Here is an 18,641-nt window from a genome sequence, read left to right as displayed (position 1 = left end):
GGAGAAAGCTTTAATACGATATATGCTACAATATTAAAAAAGGTAAACTTTGGAGGCACACCACTGCAATGAGACTTATAACGAAATTAAGTTCTTGATATATCCTGTCAAGGACATATTAAGAAACAATGCTTTAATAAAGGAGTTGTATAAAATGAATGAAAATAAAGGTACAGAAATAAAACGCTCATCAAAAGCAGAAAACATTCTCCCTCAGATCAATAGTAAAACTAAGCTAGGCGACTTACGAAAAATCGCGAAGGACATTAAAAAAGATCACGAACTAGCTGTGGAACTTTGGTCAACCGAAGAGTTCTTGCCCAGACTATTAGCAATCTTAATTATGGACAAAAAACTTCTTTCACAAGATGTGCTAAATAAGCTTGATAAGGATATGCAAACTCACACTTTTGATGAGCGAAATAACTTAATGGATTGGTTAATGGCTAATCAGCTCACCAAAGACAAGAAGAAAATTGCATTGATGGAGTCATGGGGAAATAGTCCTTCTGCTCTTCAAAGGCGAGCTTTCTGGTATTATCAAGGGCGATTGAGATGGACTGGACAAACACCGCCTGATAACACCGCAGACTTGCTATCTGCATTAGAAGCTAATATTACGCAGGAAGAAGCGGAAGTTCAATGGGCTATGAATTTCACCGCAGGCTGGATAGGCGTTTATGATGAAAAGAATCGCGCACGTTGTATTAAACTTGGTGAGAAAACGGGTCTTTACAAAGATGAAATAGTAGCAAAAGGATGTACTCCCAGCTATTTGCCAGAGTTCATTAGGATTGAAGTTAACAAACGACTTAATAATTAGTTACCTCTGAAAAATTCATTAGGGTTTGATGCAAAAAATAAAGGAATTCAAAGCCTCAATATGAAAATTGTAATAGGCTTGGACCGGAAAATAAAGAAAAAAACGCGTTTTGGCATCTATTCATTCTTTAAAGGAGACGAATTGAGATGACTAGAAAGAGTAACACAACTGCCATAATTCAACTATCCAAAGAAAAGTCGGAGAAGACAAGAATTAAGGTTGAAAATACAATTTCAGAGATGACATTGAAAAAAGAGAAGATTAATTTTAATTCCGTTGCACAAAAAGCAAATGTTTCAAAGTCATGGCTTTACAAACAAAAAGATATTAGAACTAGAGTGGAGACATTAAGGGATGCAAATGAGTGAGTTAAACCCGCGAAAAACTAGTAAAAGTGTCCGTTCAGAGGAAGTATTAATAAAGACCTTAAAAAAACGTATAAAGGCACTAGAAGAAGAGAACAAACAATTAAAAGATCAAGTTCAAAAATTACATGGTAAGTTGTTTTAGCTTTTTCGGTTTTCTTACTTTTAAATAGAAATTCAATGAATAGGTAGTGTTTTTAGTGTGATTTTAAAATAAAACTATTTCCATATAGAGGTGGATTCTGTGGCTAAAATTGACAATGTACTAGTAATTCTATGGATGCTTAGTTCAGGTGAAAAAATTACTGCAAAACAAATTTCAGAAAAGCTAGAGATGAATATAAGAACTGTATATCGTTATATTGATACACTTTCAATAAGTGGTGTACCTATAATTTCAGACGCAGGACATAACGGTGGGTACACTTTATTGAACAATTTTATTGAAGCTCCACTTTTTTTTGATTTTGAGGAGCAAACCTCGCTATTTCACGCTGCTATTTTTGCAGAAGAAGCGGGATATTATGGAGGTGAAGCACTAAATAGGGCTATTTCAAAGCTAAGAAAATATTCGAATCAAGAGCAGGAAACAAAGATAAATCAACATTTAACTAGTCTTGTAGTAATAAGTCGATTAAGTTCCCTCGCTATGGAACCTTTTTTGAAGGAATTGGAGCAGGCCGTAGCTGACGGATACTCTGTAAAAATTCTATACTATAAAAGTGGCGAAGGGCAATCAAAGTATAGATTGGTGGATCCGTACAGGATTATTTATTGGAATAATAAGTGGTATGTGATTGGATTTTGTCATCTTAGGAATGATATCCGTAGTTTTAGAGTAGATCGAATGGAAAGTCTAATGTTAACCGAAAATAAGTTTAACCGACCAGAAAATTTTTCAGCACGTGACTTCTTTATGAAAAACCTTGTTCCAACTATAGAAGATAAGGAAGGGATTATTTCTTTGGTTATTAATGGAGATAAAAGGGCATTGGGTGATATTTGCCAACATTGGTTTTTAGGACATTATTTACAAGAGTGGACTTCAAATCAAGCAGTATTTCTCCTTGAGAAAGATATGATACATACATATGTACCTTATTTGCTTTTACCGTACGGTAAATCTATTCGAGTTATTGAGCCAATCAGTCTTAAGAAAAGACTGGTTGAAGTTTTGTCGGAATTAATAAAATTTCATCAAATTTGTTAACTTCCCTGACGCTAGGTGTCAGGGAAGTTATGTTATATTTGGCTATATTAAATGTGATTGGAGTGTTATTGGATGCAAACAAAAAAAGTTTTTCTTTATGTATTTAATACAATGTCGGACTGGGAATATGGATATTTAATTGCTGAACTAAACTCAGGAAGATATTTCAAAAAAGATTTAGCACCATTAAAAGTAATTACAGTAGGAGCTAATAAAGAAATTATTACTACAATGGGAGGACTGAGCATAAAACCAGATATTTCCCTTGATGAGTGTACTCTTGAGAGTACGGATCTTATAATTTTACCTGGAGGGAATACTTGGGGAGAAGATATTCATCAACCTATTTTGAAAAAAATTGGCGAGGCTTTAAAGCTAGGCACTATTGTTGCTGCAATTTGTGGTGCAACTGAGGGACTAGCGAATGTTGGATACCTAGATTCTAGAAAGCATACAAGTAATGACTTAGAGTATATTAAAATGGTCTGTCCTAATTATAAAGGAGAAAAATTTTATGAGATGGAACCTGTAGTATCTGGCGAGAATTTGGTTACTGCATCAGGGGTAGCTCCTCTGGAATTTGCGATGGAAGTAATGAAGAAATTAGATGTATTTGCACCAGATACATTGCATTCATGGTATAACCTAAATAAGACTCATAAACCCGAATATTTTTTCCAGTTAATAGACTCAATAAGTAGATGAGCTAAAAAAATCAACTTAGCAGTTTAATATTAGTTTAAATAAAAACCATGCTTTAGACGATGTCTAAAGCATGGTTTTTGTATATAACTTAAAATAAAGACCTTAAGAAGCAGTATAAATGCAACTTGATCTTTCATTCTTTTTACCTGTTTTTCATAAAATAAGTAATTTAATTATGCCGACTTTGAAGTCATGTAGTCAAAGCAAAGAGGTTGCTGTCAAAATATTTTTTCACTTTACTCTTGATATTATGAACACTCCGCAAAGGAAGAGAGTGTGAATAGATGCTAACATTTTGCTCACGCAATCAAATGAAAAACGCTTAATTCTCGTTAAAGATGTTACACCTCTGATTAGCTAAAACTTTGATATACCGTACTTTTAGAACACATCGTTAAAGATATTACACACTTTCACCTTACGGGCGGCATGATGTAAGAAGAACCTTGAACCCTTGATATGTAAGGATTTGTAAGGTGAGAATTAGAGTAATGTCTTCTTCAAATTTCAATACGATATTAAACTGCTATTTAGAGAAGATCTTTTGTAAGTTCACTGAACTCACAAAAGGTCTTTTCTTCGATGTTTTTTGGTCATATTAGCGTAAATGTGAATTGTTGTATTAATATATTGATGTCTGAATGACCTAATCGCTCTTGGATATCTTGTACGACTGCCCCCTGCTTCAATCTGAGGGAAGTATGCTTATGTCAAAAGTTATTCGCCCTATCATTCGTCTCTTTAATAAATCCTTAAAACTCTGTTTCTCTTTGATTTATTAAAATTACACACCTTTAAATTGATTAATTTTTTTAAAAAATCAAAATTCATATTGACAGAATCTTCCCGGTTAAAGTACAATTAGACCACAGTCCAACTAGACTCTAGTCTAGTAATTAGAATGCATCTGTTTACTGACAGACTTTATTTATTGCAACTGAATCTTTAGCAACTAATCATCAATCACAAGAAAACACTTTCTCAAGGGGGATGAAAAATGAAAAAGGTAATTGAAAAAGAGGAATTAAGGGATTTAGTTAAAAGTGGCGATAAGTTATTAGTTGGCGGATTCGGTTTGTCGGGAACCCCATTAACAATTTTAGATGAGTTATTGGAAACTGACATCAAGAATTTGACAATTGTAAGTAACAATTTGGGAGATGACGGTCAAGGCTTACACAAATTATTCATGCAAGGGAAAATTAAGAAAGCGATTGGGTCATTTTTTACAACGAACAAAGAAGCAGTAATTGCTTGGCAAAATGGTGAATTAGAAATTGAATTAATACCCCAAGGAACACTTGCTGAGGCGCTTAGAGCTGGCGGTGCGGGCATTGGCGGATTCTATACAAAAACAGCTGTAGGAACAGAGCTGGCTAAAGGTAAGGAAGAGCGTGAAATTGATGGAGAACGTTATATTTTTGAAAAGGCCATTAAGGGAGATGTTTCACTAGTTAGAGCTAAGAAAGCAGATAAACTAGGTAACTTAATTTACCACACGACTGCGAGAAACTTTAATCCTATGATTGCGACGGCTGGTAAAATTGTCATCGCCGAGGTGGATGAGATTGTCGATGTTGGAGAATTAGACCCAGAATATATTGTGACACCACACGCTTATGTAGATTACATTATTGAAAGTAAATATGTAAAGAAAGGTGGCACATACGTTGGTTCAAAATAAAAGGTATTTAATCGCCAAACGCATTTCAGAAGAGTTAGAAGAAGGACAAATTGTAAATTTAGGAATTGGCATACCTACTTTAGTTACCGAGTATTTAGGAGGTAGGAAGATTTACTTACAGTCGGAGAACGGGCTGCTAGGCATGGGGCCTTCACCCATAGAGGAGAAGATTGACATAGATCTAATTAGTGCAGGTAAGGAGCCAGTGAGTATTTTAAAAGGTTCTTCATTTTTTAGTAGTGCTGACTCTTTTGGACTCATTCGCGGTGGTCATGTAGATGTTGCAATACTAGGAGTGTTGCAGGTTGATATAAACGGAGAAATTGCTAATTGGGCGGTTCCGAATCAACCAATTCTAGGTGTTGGTGGGGCGATGGATTTATTAATAGGAGCTAAGAAAGTCATTGTCGCGGCAACATTATTTAACAAACATGGAGAATCTAAGCTCGTCAAAAATCTAACATATAACACAAGTGGTATAAGGCGGGTAGACTTATTAGTTTCTGAATATGCTGTTTTTAAATTTACTGAAAATGGTGTTAAAGTGGTTGAAATACTTGAAGATATCACTATTGAAGCATTAAGTGAGAAAGTGGGCTTCGAATTAACGTATTTGAAGGACAAGGTACTAGAACGATAGAAAGCTTGGTTATTGAGATTAAGTTCTATTCAGTAGGAAAGGGTGAAACGTTTTGATTAAACAAGTTGGAATTCTTGGCGCTGGTACGATGGGTTTTGGGATTGCTTTTCAATTTGCACTTAATGGAACGAAGACGATGTTATGTGATCTATCTGAAGAAGCGCTTGATATTGCGAAGGGGAAATTCGGTATTTACTTAAAAATATTTCGTGAAGAGGGATATAACATTCCTATAAGTGTTGAAGAAGTTATGTCCAATATAACATTTACAACAAAATTAAATGATTTGGCAGACCGTGATTTCATCATCGAAAGTATTTCAGAAAATTTAGCATTGAAACAAAGGATCTTTCAAGAATTAGATGTTATTTGCGGGGAACAAACAATTCTAGCTTCTAACACGTCGAGTTTACGACTTTCAGAAATTACTGTGAATGTTGAGAAGCACAAAGATAGAGTAATGTTGACACACTTTTTCAATCCAGCCCATATCGTTCCTCTTGTAGAACTTTTAAGAACTGAAGAGACAGATGATAAGGTATTTAATGAAGTAAAAGATTTTTTAGAAGTGAATAATAAAGTAACGATTGAAGTTAAAAAAGAAGTAGCTGGCCTTGTTGCTAATCGGATTCAGATAGCACTTGCAAGAGAGGCACTTTCCTTAGTTGAAGATGGCGTGGTCAGTGAAAAAGATCTCGATACAGCTATTTTCGCCGGTCCTGGTTTTAGATTTTCTTCTAGTGGTTTAATGAAAATTATGGATTTTGGTGGGCTAGATATTTGGAACATAACCATTCGCGAATTACAGTCCAAAATTGAATCGAGTGACCGAAGTTACAAAATTATTGATGATCGAATTGAGGCAGGTGCATTTGGTGTGAAGTCTGGACAAGGATTTTACAACTATCCAGGCAAGGGCCTTGATGGTTATGTTATTGAACGTGATACGGACTTAATTAAACATTTACTAAGTACCTATCCAAGTTTAAAAAAGCAAAAGGAGGAAGCTAATAAATGAATACTTATATTATTGATGGTGCAAGAACTGCATTTGGTACCTTTGGAGGATCTTTAAAGGATATTAGCGAAGTCGATTTAGGAGTGATCGCAACAACACAGGCGATTAAGCGAAGTAGTATTCCAGTTACGGATATTGATGAAATTATATTTGGTAACATCATTCAAACGAATAAAAATTCAGCGTATTTGGCTCGACATATTGGCTTAAAAAGTGGTTTAGAAGAGAAATCTTCGGCATTAACATTAAATCGACTTTGCGGATCAGGTTTACAGTCGATTGTATCTGGGGCACAGTCCATTGCTTTAGGGGATGCAAATGTAATCGTAGCGGGTGGGACAGAAAATATGAGCTTATCCCCACATGTATTAAGAAGTACACGTTTTGGATCACCAAACAAGGCGCCAATTGTTGAGGACATGTTATGGGAGACGTTAACAGATAATCATGTTGGATGTGGAATGGGAATGACGGCTGAGAACCTAGCAACAAAATATTCGATTTCGCGTGAAGAACAGGATCAATTTTCCGTAGATTCACAAAACAAGGCAATTGCTGCAAGAAATAGTGGTCGTTTTGCAGAAGAAATCGTCCCGGTTAGATTAAAAGGTAGAAAAGGTGAGGAAATCATCTTTGATAGGGATGAGCATATTCGTGAAGGCACATCTGTAGAAGGTTTAGCCAAGTTGATGCCTGCTTTTAAGAAGGAGGGAACTGTCACGCCAGGTAATGCTAGTGGAATTAACGATGGGGCGGCTGCTGTATTATTGGCATCTGAGGAATATATATACGAACATAATATAAAACCGCTTGCGAAAATTGTCTCGTGGGGCGTTGCAGGGGTAGATCCTAGTATTATGGGAATTGGTCCTGTACCAGCTAGCAAAAAAGCTTTAGAAAAAGCAGGTTTAACACTTGAAGATATTGATTTATTTGAGCTAAATGAAGCTTTTGCAGCTCAGTCTTTAGCGGTAATTAAAGAATTAGGACTTGATGCGAGTAAAGTTAATGTTAATGGAGGTGCTATTGCTCTAGGCCATCCGGTCGGCTCAAGCGGGACCCGTATTACATATTCATTAGCTTTAGAGTTAAAGAAAAGAGGAGCTAAGTATGGTCTAGCTTCACTTTGTATCGGTGGTGGACAAGGTATTGCCATTATTATTGAAAATACTGAGGCTTAAATAATTCAATTCTATCAAATAAAAACATAAGTGCTAATTGCAATCGATGGCAATATGTATGAAGAAAATGTATTTGGTTGCTAATGATGAAAGCGTTTTCGTTAGATTAGGCGTGTGGAAAGGCATTAACTCATCAATCGCAGATGTTGTTTTTTATGCGACGCTAGTGATCAACTCTCAGTAAATAGTAAGGAGGCTGATTATTATGTAAGGGTTTACACGCTTTTGGGATTGGTATCTTGGATATATTTGTTGGTCACAGAATATTTCTTAATACTAAACTTAACTTTGTTATCAGAAAAAAATGAGGGGGATTAAGATGAGAAAAAAACTTGTTAGTTCAATTCTTTTAAGCGTTTTATTACTTGTTACCGCTTGTAGTAATGAAAAAGAAGGTAGTAGTTCACCTAAAGAAGGTAATAGTTCACCTAGTGAAATAGTAATTGGTAATATCGGAGCGATGAGTGGAACAAGTGCTGTACTTGGGAAAGCGCAGTCACAAGGAGTAGAACTTGCGGTAAAAGAAATTAATGAGAATGGAGGTATCATGGGCGCTCAGGTGAGAATCGCCACACGTGATGATGAGGCTGACCCGACAAAATCCAAAACATTTGTGGAGGAATTAGTGGACAAGGAAAAGGCAAACTTTCTGATTGGACCTACAAATTCGACTCCAGCAGCAGCTTCAATGGCATATCTTCAGGAAAGTAAAGTTATTTCTATGTTGCCAGTAGCGACAGGTACAAATCTTATCAGCAAAGACAATCCCTATGCTTTTAGAATAACGCCGTCTAATGCTACACAGGCAAAGGCTCTTGTCAAAATTGCAGTAGAGAAAAAATATAAGAATATTGCTTTGGTTGCTGATACCTCTGCCCTTGGCGTGGATGGAATTGCTGTTATGGAAGAGACGCTAAAAGAATATGGCGTTGAGCCTACTATAATAGCTACTTATAAGTCGGATGATCCAGACATGACGCCTATCGCACAAAAAATAAAAGAGGCTAACGCAGATGTTGCACTGTTCTGGACCTTAGGAGCTGACGGGGCAAAGATTGTAAGGTCTCTGGAACGAATCGACTATATTGATAAATTGAATATTTTAGGCTATACAGGAGTGGCCATGCCAAACTTTAAGGAACTGGCTGGCCCTGGAGCTAATAAAGTGTCAGTTATTTCTATGAACAACTGGGCAGTGGCTTCTGGTAAAACAGAGTTAGAGCCAAAATATTGGGAGATATATCAAAATATTATTAATGAATACGGCGAATATGAAAAACGTGATACAAACCCTACTTCCGTAGTACCAAGTTATGAGGCAGTTTATTTACTAAAGTGGGCAATTGAAAAAGCAGGTACAACTGATACCGATGAAGTTAAAAAGGTATTGGAAAATAGTGTGGAGGAATTCGAATCGGTTTTTGTAAAACAATATGCCTTTTCGGAGGAATCTCACGAGGGATACCCTTTAGCAGAATTGGATATGGCCAGCATCTCAGAAATGTTTAATGGGGATCTTTATATAAAAAAATAGTTTAGAACTATATGATGTCGGTCTCCTTAATTTTTAATGTGATCCTTCTTTATCTGGTTAGCTGACAATGATGAGCAGTATTAGGGTAGTGAAGGAATTTGGGGAGGCCAACTTAACTTGGGTTTTATGTAAGTGGGAGACTTATCCTTTATATATGACCAGGAAATCAATAAAAGAAAATCTTATATAAGTTTAAATTTTGAAGCCGTGATCATTTGGAAAATAGAATTCAGAGATGAAATTCGGTTTAATTTTTGGGAGGGTAATATTATGGGGAAATTAAAAAGTAAATACGCAATTGTTACTGGGGGTGGTAAAGGTATCGGTGAATCTATAGTTAATCGTTTTCTAAAGGATGGTATTGCAGGTATTGCAGTACTTGAATATGATCTGAACATGGCGAAAGAAATGATTTCAAGACTCGATAATAGTGGTGCTAAAGTTCTGCCCATTCAGTGTGATGTATCAAATGAAAAACAAGTAGAAATAGCTGTCTCTCAAGCTAAGGAACATTTCGGTACTATTGACATACTTGTCAATAATGCTGGTATTACACAGGACAGTATGTTTCACAAGATGTCAGAGGAGGCTTGGGATGCTGTTATAAATGTAAATCTTAAAGGTGCATATTACCTTTGTAAACACGTTATACCCATTATGAGGAATAAAGCCATCGGAAAGATTGTAAACATCTCGTCCATATCTGCATTTGGTAATGTAGGTCAGGCTAATTACGCAACATCAAAAGCAGGATTAATTGGCTTTTCAAAAACTCTGGCGAAGGAAGGGGGACCAAAGAATATTATCGTGAACTGCGTTGCTCCTGGTTATATTGAAACAGACATGTATAAAACTGTCCCAAAGGAAATTATGGATGAACATATAAAGAACACCCCCTTAGGAAGACTTGGAAAACCTAATGAAATTGCCAGTGTTGTGTCTTTCCTTTCTAGTGATGATGCAAGCTTCTTATCAGGGCAATGCATAATTGTAAGTGGCGCTGCTACAACATGATGAGACTGGGAAGATAAGAGAGGAGAGGAGAGTATATATGCAGGAACTAATATTTGCTCTTGCTAATGGAAGCATGTATGCCTTAATGGCGCTTGCCATAGGTATAATTTATTCTACAACACGTATCATTAACTTTGCACATGGCTCCGTTATTATGATAGGAGCCATGACAAGCTACTGGTTCATAAGTGCTTTTAATATGAATTACTTAGTTGCTATTTTGTTAGCAATACTTATTAACATATTACTAAGTATATTGATTTATAAGACAGCGGTCGAAAGATTAGGAGATTTATCGAAAAATTCAAGTTGGATTGTAACTCTCTTCGGTGCAAGTATCATTATAGACAATATTGCCCGAATGCTATTCGGAACGGAACCAAAAGCTTTCCCATTCCTTTTTGATGGTCAGGATATCCGTATTTTCGGTGCAAATATTATGTTGCACGAAATCATGATGATTATCATTGCAATATCGATAGGTATAGTTTATCAATTTGTAATTCAGAAAACTAGTTTTGGTAGAGCTGTTAGGGCTGTATCTTATAAACCGGATACAGCAAGAATCATGGGTATTCGAAGTAATGTCGTTGTGTTGACCTGTTTCGCGATATCAGGTGGTGTTGCGGCAATAGCAGGTGCACTTATTGCACCCATAACTTTTGCTAGCTATACAATGACATATGCAGTTGGTATCAAGGCTTTCGCAGCAGCGTTAATCGGAGGTTTAGGTAATACCAAAGGAGCGTTTGTTGGTGGGATTACCTTAGGTTTGTTAGAGGGAATTGTTGGAACGATGATCCCTGGTGGATTAAAAGATGCCGTTATCTTTTTAGTTATGATTATATTCATTATAGTTTTACCGGGAGGGATATTAGGTGCCAAAATTTTCAATAAAGGCAACTTCAGCGCAGAAAAAATATAGAATTTATTTCACTATCCTTTGGGTTGCTCTTTTATTGATTAGTTTAGTTATTCCACTAATGGCAGGTAGCTACTACTTGCGATTAGTAAGTTTAATATTCATATATATTATCCTAGCAATTGGATATAACATTTCTGCAGGCTTTAGTGGTATAACTTCTTTTGCTTTTGCCGCACATTTTGGTGTTGGGGCATATGTTTCAGCAGTGGCCATTACCGCCTACAACATGCCGTTTTTCGTGGGACTTATAGCAGGGGCACTAGCAGCTGCTTTAGTGGGTTTGCTAGTTTCCCTTCCGGCATCTAAAGTAAAACACCATTACCTAGCTCTTATAAGTATTGGTTTACTAGAAATGGCGCATCGAGTGTTTAATGAATGGACCTGGTTTACTGGTGGTTCACAGGGGCTATTCGTCCCTACTTGGAATATTTTCGGATTCACTCTAGATACCCTTCAAAAGTACTATTTCATATTACTAATAGTAGTAATTTGTGTTATCGTACAGAGGAACATCGTTAAAAGTCGATGGGGTAGAGATTTAATTGCAATGACAGACAATGAGATTGCAGCAGCCGGGGTCGGAATTAACTTTAGTAAATATAGAATAATAGGCTACTTTTTTAGTTCATTACTGGCTGGAATAGCCGGAGGTATTTATGCTAGTTATAGTGGCTATTTAAGCCCTGATACCTTCAGTTTTCAATTTACAGTATTCATTCTTTTGATGGTGGTTTTGGGTGGACAAGGGACTCTGAGTGGTCCAATAGTCGGTGCTATCATTGCTACGATGATACCAGAATTATTTAATGCAGCACCTGACTTGAAACAGATTGTCTATGGCGCTCTTCTTGTCATAATCCCACAAGTACTTCCGGCGGGTATCGCAGGAACCATTAAGAAGCATTTTAGAGAAATAGATGATAATCAATATATTATGGAAAAAAGGGACCAAAAAGTATTTGATATTAAGCGGAATGTTGTGAGTAATGGTAATAATTTTGATAATGATGATATTTTAATTATCGAGAATCTTACTAAGAAATTTGGGGGACATACAGCTGTAGAAAATCTAAACATGACGATTAAAAGAGGGACGGTTCACTCACTAATTGGTCCGAATGGTGCCGGCAAGACCACAACTTTAAACATAATTACTGGAGTTGATAAGCCATCAACAGGAATGGTTATTTTTAATGATAAGGACATTACAGGTAAAAGTATTATTGATCTAGTTAGGCAGGGGATCTCGAGAACATTTCAACATGTGAGACTCTTTAACAATCTTTCGGTGGTTGATAATGTTGCAATGGGGGGACGTCTATTTTATAGCTATTCACTGACCGATACCATGTTCCGTACAAGGAAAATGAAGAATGAAGAAAGAAAATCAATTTATGAAGCAATGGATTACCTTGATTTAATAGATCTAAGTAATCAAGCGAATAATGAACCGGAAAGCCTTTCAGCGGGCCAACAGAAGTTATTAGAACTGGCGCGAGCTCTGAGTATGAAACCAGAACTTCTAGTACTAGATGAACCATGTGCTGGCCTTTCAGATACAGAGACTATGGAGTTTTCTAAGTTGCTTAATAAAGTCCGGGAGGCTGGGATTACCGTTTTGATGATTGAACATCACATGGATTTAGTAATGGAAATATCCGATTATATTACAGTACTTGATTATGGCAAAAAAATAGCTGAGGGTGATCCGGCAAGCATAAATTCCAATCAAGTTGTCAGAAACGCTTATTTGGGTGAAGGGGCGTGAAACGATGTTACAAGTAAAGAATTTAACTGTAGGCTACGGGAAAACTGAAGTTGTTCATAATATCTCTTTCCAAGTAAGTCAAGGTGAGATCGTTACAATATTAGGAGCGAATGGTGCTGGAAAAAGCACAATTCTCAATACAATTGTTGCACTTCATAAGGGGAAAGGTGGAAGTATCTGCTTTCAAGGCAAAGAGATTTCCAATGATCGTCCCGATCAGCTAGTGCGCAAGGGAATTCGAATAGTACCGGAGGGGAGACAGATATTTCCTCAACATACTGTAATGGAAAACATTCTTTTAGGAGCGCATATTGTAAAGGATTCTAAGAAAACGCATGTTCTAATACAGTCGATTTTCGAACGTTTTCCACGACTCGAGGAAAGAAAAATGCAATTAGGGGGGACCCTTTCTGGGGGAGAGCAACAGATGCTAGCCATTGCAAGGTCGCTTATGACGGAACCATCCTTTTTAATTCTTGATGAACCCTCACTAGGACTTGCACCTATCATTGTAAATGAGGTTTTTGACCTTTTAAAGCAAATTAATTCCTCGGGTGTTACGGTGCTTTTGGTTGAGCAGATGGCAAATAGTGCATTAAAAATATCCGATCGTGCCTACGTCATAGAAACTGGGCGTATTGTTTTAGAGGGTACAGGAGAAGAGATACTTAATAATCCAGATGTCGCAAAAGCGTACCTTGGAAATGTATGAAATAATTCACTAGCGTCGGATAAAAAAATAGAATTCTAATAATGTAAATAGAATTTTCTTTAAACATTTTTTCCATATCAATTTCTTGTAGAGGGCTTGATTATCTGCTCTTAAGTGAACGCGAATGTGTTTATATACAAGAAGATCGATGCTTTCATAAGCCTTCAACTAGTTGGAGTTGCGGGCTTGCAGGAAGGCAGTAAAATTGCTTCAATACGATGTTCATTCTAATAAAAAACAGAAGTTCACATAACTTGATCGGTGTTGAACAAAAATAATAAGAACAGGGGGATAAAGAATGAAATTTGTAAGTTTTATAAACATAAATGGTGAAGAAAGAGCTGGATGGATTGAAGGTCAAAAAGTTTACGACATGAATGAGCTATCTGATGGGATATTACCTTCTAAGCTACTTACATTTATTGAAGACCATGAAAAATATACCCCTATTCTTAAAGAATTATTAAAAGAAGAGCATAGCGGTACATATAACCTAGGGGATACTGAGCTTCTAGCTCCTATTCCAAGACCGCCAAGTGTGCGAGATTTTATGAGTTTTGAGTTGCATTTGAAAAATGCATATAAAAATTTAGAAAAAGAGATACCTAAAGAATGGTACGAAGCCCCGGCTTTTTATTTTACTAATCATCATGCGATTATCGGTCCGGAAACACCATTATCTTATCCCTCTTTTACAAAGTGTTTGGATTTTGAACTTGAGATTGCCTGTGTAATTGGAAAACAAGGTAAAGACATTAAAGCTGGAGATGCTGAAGATTATATTTTTGGATTCACGATTCTCAATGATTGGTCGGCTAGAGATATACAGATGGAGGAAATTAAAATAGGTTTAGGACCTGCAAAAGGAAAAGACTTTGCGACGTCAATTGGTCCGTATATTGTCACTAAAGAATCTCTACAGAAATATAAGATTGAAAATAGACATGATTTAACAATGACGGCGAGAATTAATGGGCAAGAAATTTCCAAAGGTAATTTAAAAGATATTCACTATTCATTTGCAGATATGATTGAAAGGGCGTCAATCAACGCCACGTTATACCCAGGAGATATTATTGGATCAGGAACAGTTGGAACAGGATGTCTATTAGAATTGAGTGGGGTCCAACAATCTTGGTTAAAACCAGGTGATACCGTTGAATTAGAAGTAACTGAGTTAGGTATTTTGAAAAACACGATTGTGGAATAACTAAATTGATTTCGCACAAGGAAGTTAAGATATAGGACACGATATTAACATGCTGCATATTAAGTTAATTATAAGAGAAAGGTGACTTGAAAATGAAAATTGGTATAGTAGGCGTTGGAGCAATAGGAACTGTGTTAGGAACATTATTAAACTCAAAAGGCATTGAAGTGGATTTAATAGATGGCTTTAAAGAAAATGTAATAGCAATGCAAAAAAATGGTACTGAAATAAGAGGCTCTATTCAAGTGAAAACACATGGGCATGCTTATTATCTAGATGACTTAACTGATAAATACGATTTGTTATTTCTACTAACAAAGCAATTCGATAACAAAGAGGTCTTAAATAAGCTTTTACCACATCTTCATTCTACTAGTATTATTTGTACTCTTCAAAACGGGGCTCCCGAAGAAAGTGTAGCAGAAATTATTGGAAAAGATAGAACGATTGGCGGAGCTGTGGGTTTTGGAGCGACATGGATTAAACCCGGTGTTACTGAATTAACATCGAAGAAAAAGGCTTTAGAAGAGTTTGCCTTTGAAATAGGAGAAATGAATGGAGAAGTTACTGAAAGAATTAAAGCAGTTAACGCAATTCTGCAAAATGTGGGTGGTTCTGAAGTATCTAATAACTTGCTTGGCATTAGATGGTCTAAAATATTAATGAATGCTACTTTTAGCGGGATGTCGGCCGCGCTTGGCTGTACTTTTGGTGAGGTATTAGACGATCCTAGGGGCTATTGGTGTCTTGCACATCTTGCCGACGAAACGATTAAAGTAGCCTACGCGCAAGGTATAGATTTAGTTAAAATGCAGGACCAGGATCTCGGACTTCTGGAGTTAAATGATCGTACCCCAAAAGAAATACTAAGTAAATTTCCTTACTTTAAAAAGACCTGGGATCAACACCGTGACACGAAAGCAAGCATGTTGCAAGATTTGGAGAAAGGAAGAACAACCGAGATTAATTACATAAACGGAGTTGTTAGTAACAAAGGAAAAGAACACGGTATTGCAACCCCCTATAATGATATGGTAGTTAAAATTGTGAAAGCCAAAGAAAAGAACAAGGAAATTAAAACGCTTCATTATATTGATGAATTCTTTAAGTGAAAAGATGTTAGAATTTCTGAGGCTGTATAGGTGCAATTGAACGAAGCGAATCCAGTCGCAATGTAAGGTTTCGATTCTTTTGGTTAGGTGAATAATCAATAATAGACCGCATATTGAAAGGCAGGAATCAGAGAAGATTATCTCCTCTGATTCCTGCCTTTTTTATGCAGTATGAGTGAATTAATAGGACCAAGCTATTTGATAAATTCCCTTCGAATAGTGGCTTATAGAAAGGGGTGCTTGCAGGGGTACATTCTCGAATAATTAAACTTTCATAATTTTTGATGTGTAAGTGCCCATTTAAATATGGGGATAATCCACTTAGGGCAAATGAACCTCGTTCAAACTTTTCAGACCTTTAATCATTGTTTTTGTAACGTATTGAGCCAGCTCAGGTAACTTTCGATCGTCTTGGCTAACACTCCAATAGTATATAACGCCCATCATTGTTTGACTCATCATCATTAATAAATCCTCTACTTGAGAAGCAGAATCTATCGGTTGGTTTCTTTGGATTTCTTCAGCGAAAGATATGAAAATACGAGTTAGTTCTCGATCTTTATTTAAGAAATAAGTATGGTCATTTGAAACAAGCGCGGAACTATAAATGACTTTCATTAAGTCCTTTCCCATCTGATCATTAATGATACACAAAGCCTCATGAAAAAATATTGATATTTTTTCATACACATCGATATCTTCCGGCATAGCTTCTATTACTTGGGCATAGTGGTCATCTACTTCGAAGAATTTCACTAAAAATATAGTTGATTTTGATGAAAAATGCTGATAAAAAGAACCTTTAGATGACTCACTCTTTTCGCAAATTTCATCAACGGTTACTTTATCATAGCCTTTTTCAGTGAATAATTTCAATGCAGTTTCTAAAATTCTTTTTTGAGTCATTTTACCTCTACTTTGTTTATTTTCTTTTTTCATCAAAAAAATCACTCCAATATAGTGTTGTCAGAATATTATCTATTATATCATAATCAGGCTGCAATCCAGTTGAATTTGTACTTGGGTCTGGTTATGAAAGTTATTTTATAGTAAGTCAATCATTTTAGCAATTAATACTCAAGTAAACACTGGGTTTTGGAATTGTTTTAATGGTACTCTAATATCCTGTTGACAGAATATTGCTTCTTGAATTACAATTAGACTACGGTCTGATTTAAATTGTGCTGCAGTTTGGTTGAAAAACAATTTAATCTTGTTGGTGATAAATACTCAATTAATAGAGAGCACTTTCATAGGTTTGAAGTCATCAATTATGAAAGTGCGCTTCGAACTAGAGTATTTAAAGGGTAGAGTACTAGCTTAAAGAAATATACAAGGGGGAATGGGAATGTGGAGTATAACTACGATAGTTCTTTCATTAATTTTATTAATACTCCTTGCGTTAAGGGGATTTACAATTATCATTATTGCCCCGATTGTCAGCTTATTTGTTATATTGCTAAACGGTATGCCAATTTTAGAAACATTTCAAAATGACTATATGGGTGGGTTTGTTAACTATGCAAAGAATTACTACTTAATTTTCCTTTTTGCTGCAATGTTTGGGAAATTCATGGATGACAGTGGAGCAGCAAGAAGAATCGCAGAATCATTGTTGAAAGTTTTAGGTAAAAACAGTAAATATAAAGTATTGGTTTCAATTATGGTGATTTGTGCATTTTTAACATATGGCGGTATTAGTTTGTTCGTTGTTATTTTTGCAGTTTTACCAATTGCTAAACCACTTTTCAAAGAAATGGATATACCTTGGCATTTATTTTTGGCACCCTTTTTCATTGGAATCGGAACATTTACGATGACAATGTTACCTGGAACACCTTCAATTCAAAATATTATTCCAATTAGTTATTTAAACACTAGTGTTACATCGGGAGCATGGATTGGAATTGCAGGAACCATCGCTGTCCTTGTGCTTAATCTTTGGTATTTAAAATATGCCTTAAATAGGTCTGAGAAAAAAGGCGAAACTTATGCAACAATGAAAAATCTTGAGGATAAAAAAGATGAGGAAATCATCGATAAGTATGCTAACAAAAAATTACCCAATTTAATGTTAAGTATGACCCCGCCAATACTTTTATTAGTTTTATTAAACTTATTAAAAATAGAAGTCTTATTTACATTAATGATTTCTGTTTTAATTTGTACAATCGTCTTTTGGAATTATATCGATATGAAAAAAGAAACAATCAACATCGGTGCAACGAATGCAGTTTTACCACTAATTAATACAAGTGCGGACGTTGGCTATGGAGCTGTTATTGCGGCAACATCAGGCTTTGCTATTTTCGTAGATATTATGACAAATGTTCCGGGAAGTCCGTTGATTTCACTTTATATTGCAACAACGGCTCTAGCTGGTATTACTGGATCAGCATCCGGCGGTTTAGGGATAGCGATGGAAACTTTATCAGAGACTTATGTGAATTTAGACTTAGATCCGAACGCAATTCATAGGATTGCAGCAATGGCATCTGGTGGTTTGGATTCCTTACCTCACAATGGAGCAGTAATAACGACTTTAGTTGTAACAGGACTAACACATAAAGATGGATACATACATGTTTTTATGACTTGCGTAATAGCTCCTATTCTATCAGCTATTCCGGCATTAATAGTTGCAATTTTGTTCTATTAATTATTTGATTAATCATGTTTATGTTGTTAGAGCGGGAATTCGGTATTTACTTAAAAATATCTTGCGGAGAGGTAATTGTTA

The 18,641-nt window shown here is 36.0% G+C and carries 16 protein-coding genes and 1 pseudogene; 16 read left to right on the top strand and 1 reads right to left on the bottom strand.

The features are described from left to right. Window positions 1-154: 154 nt before the first annotated feature. The 15 genes and pseudogenes from ACGLYD_RS08525 to ACGLYD_RS08455 all read left to right on the top strand — a co-directional run bounded on the left by ACGLYD_RS08525 (window position 155) and on the right by ACGLYD_RS08455 (window position 15,901). Complete coding sequence (locus ACGLYD_RS08525) at window positions 155-823, top strand: DNA alkylation repair protein (protein ID WP_399632407.1); 669 nt, start codon at window positions 155-157, stop codon at window positions 821-823. A gap of 146 nt (window positions 824-969) precedes the next feature. Beyond that, window positions 970-1,333: pseudogene (locus ACGLYD_RS08520) on the top strand (DUF6262 family protein). Window positions 1,334-1,432: 99 nt separating this feature from the next. Then, complete coding sequence (locus ACGLYD_RS08515) at window positions 1,433-2,398, top strand: helix-turn-helix transcriptional regulator (protein ID WP_399632404.1); 966 nt, start codon at window positions 1,433-1,435, stop codon at window positions 2,396-2,398. 72 nt (window positions 2,399-2,470) lie between these two features. Continuing rightward, entirely contained in the window at window positions 2,471-3,103 is a 633-nt protein-coding gene (locus tag ACGLYD_RS08510; RefSeq protein WP_067209427.1) for a type 1 glutamine amidotransferase family protein, read from the top strand. Window positions 3,104-4,100: 997 nt separating this feature from the next. After that, window positions 4,101-4,787: a CoA transferase subunit A gene (locus ACGLYD_RS08505; RefSeq protein ID WP_342538247.1), complete on the top strand. Its 687-nt coding sequence runs from the start codon at window positions 4,101-4,103 to the stop codon at window positions 4,785-4,787. Then, on the top strand, window positions 4,774-5,427 hold the full coding sequence (locus tag ACGLYD_RS08500; RefSeq protein ID WP_342538246.1) for a 3-oxoacid CoA-transferase subunit B: 654 nt from the start codon (window positions 4,774-4,776) through the stop codon (window positions 5,425-5,427). Before ACGLYD_RS08505 ends, ACGLYD_RS08500 begins: the two co-directional genes overlap by 14 nt. Before the next feature lie 52 nt (window positions 5,428-5,479). Then, entirely contained in the window at window positions 5,480-6,445 is a 966-nt protein-coding gene (locus ACGLYD_RS08495; RefSeq protein ID WP_399632400.1) for a 3-hydroxyacyl-CoA dehydrogenase family protein, read from the top strand. Continuing rightward, window positions 6,442-7,626 carry an acetyl-CoA C-acetyltransferase gene (locus ACGLYD_RS08490; protein ID WP_399632397.1) on the top strand — a complete coding sequence of 395 codons (1,185 nt, stop codon included), beginning with the start codon at window positions 6,442-6,444 and terminating at the stop codon, window positions 7,624-7,626. Before ACGLYD_RS08495 ends, ACGLYD_RS08490 begins: the two co-directional genes overlap by 4 nt. A gap of 319 nt (window positions 7,627-7,945) precedes the next feature. Then, window positions 7,946-9,160 carry an ABC transporter substrate-binding protein gene (locus tag ACGLYD_RS08485; RefSeq protein WP_342538243.1) on the top strand — a complete coding sequence of 405 codons (1,215 nt, stop codon included), beginning with the start codon at window positions 7,946-7,948 and terminating at the stop codon, window positions 9,158-9,160. A gap of 270 nt (window positions 9,161-9,430) precedes the next feature. Beyond that, window positions 9,431-10,174 carry an SDR family NAD(P)-dependent oxidoreductase gene (locus ACGLYD_RS08480; protein ID WP_399632394.1) on the top strand — a complete coding sequence of 248 codons (744 nt, stop codon included), beginning with the start codon at window positions 9,431-9,433 and terminating at the stop codon, window positions 10,172-10,174. 37 nt (window positions 10,175-10,211) lie between these two features. Further along, the gene (locus ACGLYD_RS08475) at window positions 10,212-11,099 is read left to right on the top strand and encodes a branched-chain amino acid ABC transporter permease (protein ID WP_067209413.1); all 888 of its coding nucleotides are present in this window, start codon (window positions 10,212-10,214) and stop codon (window positions 11,097-11,099) included. Then, the gene (locus ACGLYD_RS08470; protein WP_399632391.1) at window positions 11,053-12,867 is read left to right on the top strand and encodes an ABC transporter permease subunit; all 1,815 of its coding nucleotides are present in this window, start codon (window positions 11,053-11,055) and stop codon (window positions 12,865-12,867) included. The genes ACGLYD_RS08475 and ACGLYD_RS08470 overlap by 47 nt, the downstream gene beginning before the upstream one ends. A 4-nt stretch (window positions 12,868-12,871) precedes the next feature. Beyond that, window positions 12,872-13,579, top strand: coding sequence for an ABC transporter ATP-binding protein (locus ACGLYD_RS08465; protein WP_067209409.1), 708 nt, complete (start codon window positions 12,872-12,874; stop codon window positions 13,577-13,579). Window positions 13,580-13,877: 298 nt separating this feature from the next. Continuing rightward, a complete protein-coding gene (locus ACGLYD_RS08460; protein ID WP_067209406.1) occupies window positions 13,878-14,789 on the top strand; it encodes a fumarylacetoacetate hydrolase family protein in 912 nt (303 codons plus the stop codon). A gap of 92 nt (window positions 14,790-14,881) precedes the next feature. Beyond that, window positions 14,882-15,901 carry a ketopantoate reductase family protein gene (locus tag ACGLYD_RS08455; protein WP_067209403.1) on the top strand — a complete coding sequence of 340 codons (1,020 nt, stop codon included), beginning with the start codon at window positions 14,882-14,884 and terminating at the stop codon, window positions 15,899-15,901. Between the two features lie 321 nt (window positions 15,902-16,222). On the opposite strand, the gene ACGLYD_RS08450 is transcribed toward ACGLYD_RS08455, so the two are convergent. Next, window positions 16,223-16,840 (bottom strand): TetR/AcrR family transcriptional regulator, encoded by a 618-nt coding sequence (locus ACGLYD_RS08450; protein ID WP_067209400.1) that lies wholly within the window; start codon window positions 16,838-16,840, stop codon window positions 16,223-16,225. 409 nt (window positions 16,841-17,249) lie between these two features. Here ACGLYD_RS08450 and ACGLYD_RS08445 point away from each other — a divergent pair, with 409 nt between their 5' ends. Then, window positions 17,250-18,560, top strand: a complete 1,311-nt coding sequence (locus ACGLYD_RS08445; protein ID WP_399632386.1) for a GntP family permease — start codon at window positions 17,250-17,252, stop codon at window positions 18,558-18,560. Window positions 18,561-18,641 lie beyond the last annotated feature (81 nt).

The organism is Sporosarcina sp. SG10008 (assembly GCF_044569405.1).
Classification (GTDB): domain Bacteria; phylum Bacillota; class Bacilli; order Bacillales_A; family Planococcaceae; genus Sporosarcina; species Sporosarcina psychrophila.
This window is presented reverse-complemented; position numbering and strand designations above follow the sequence as displayed.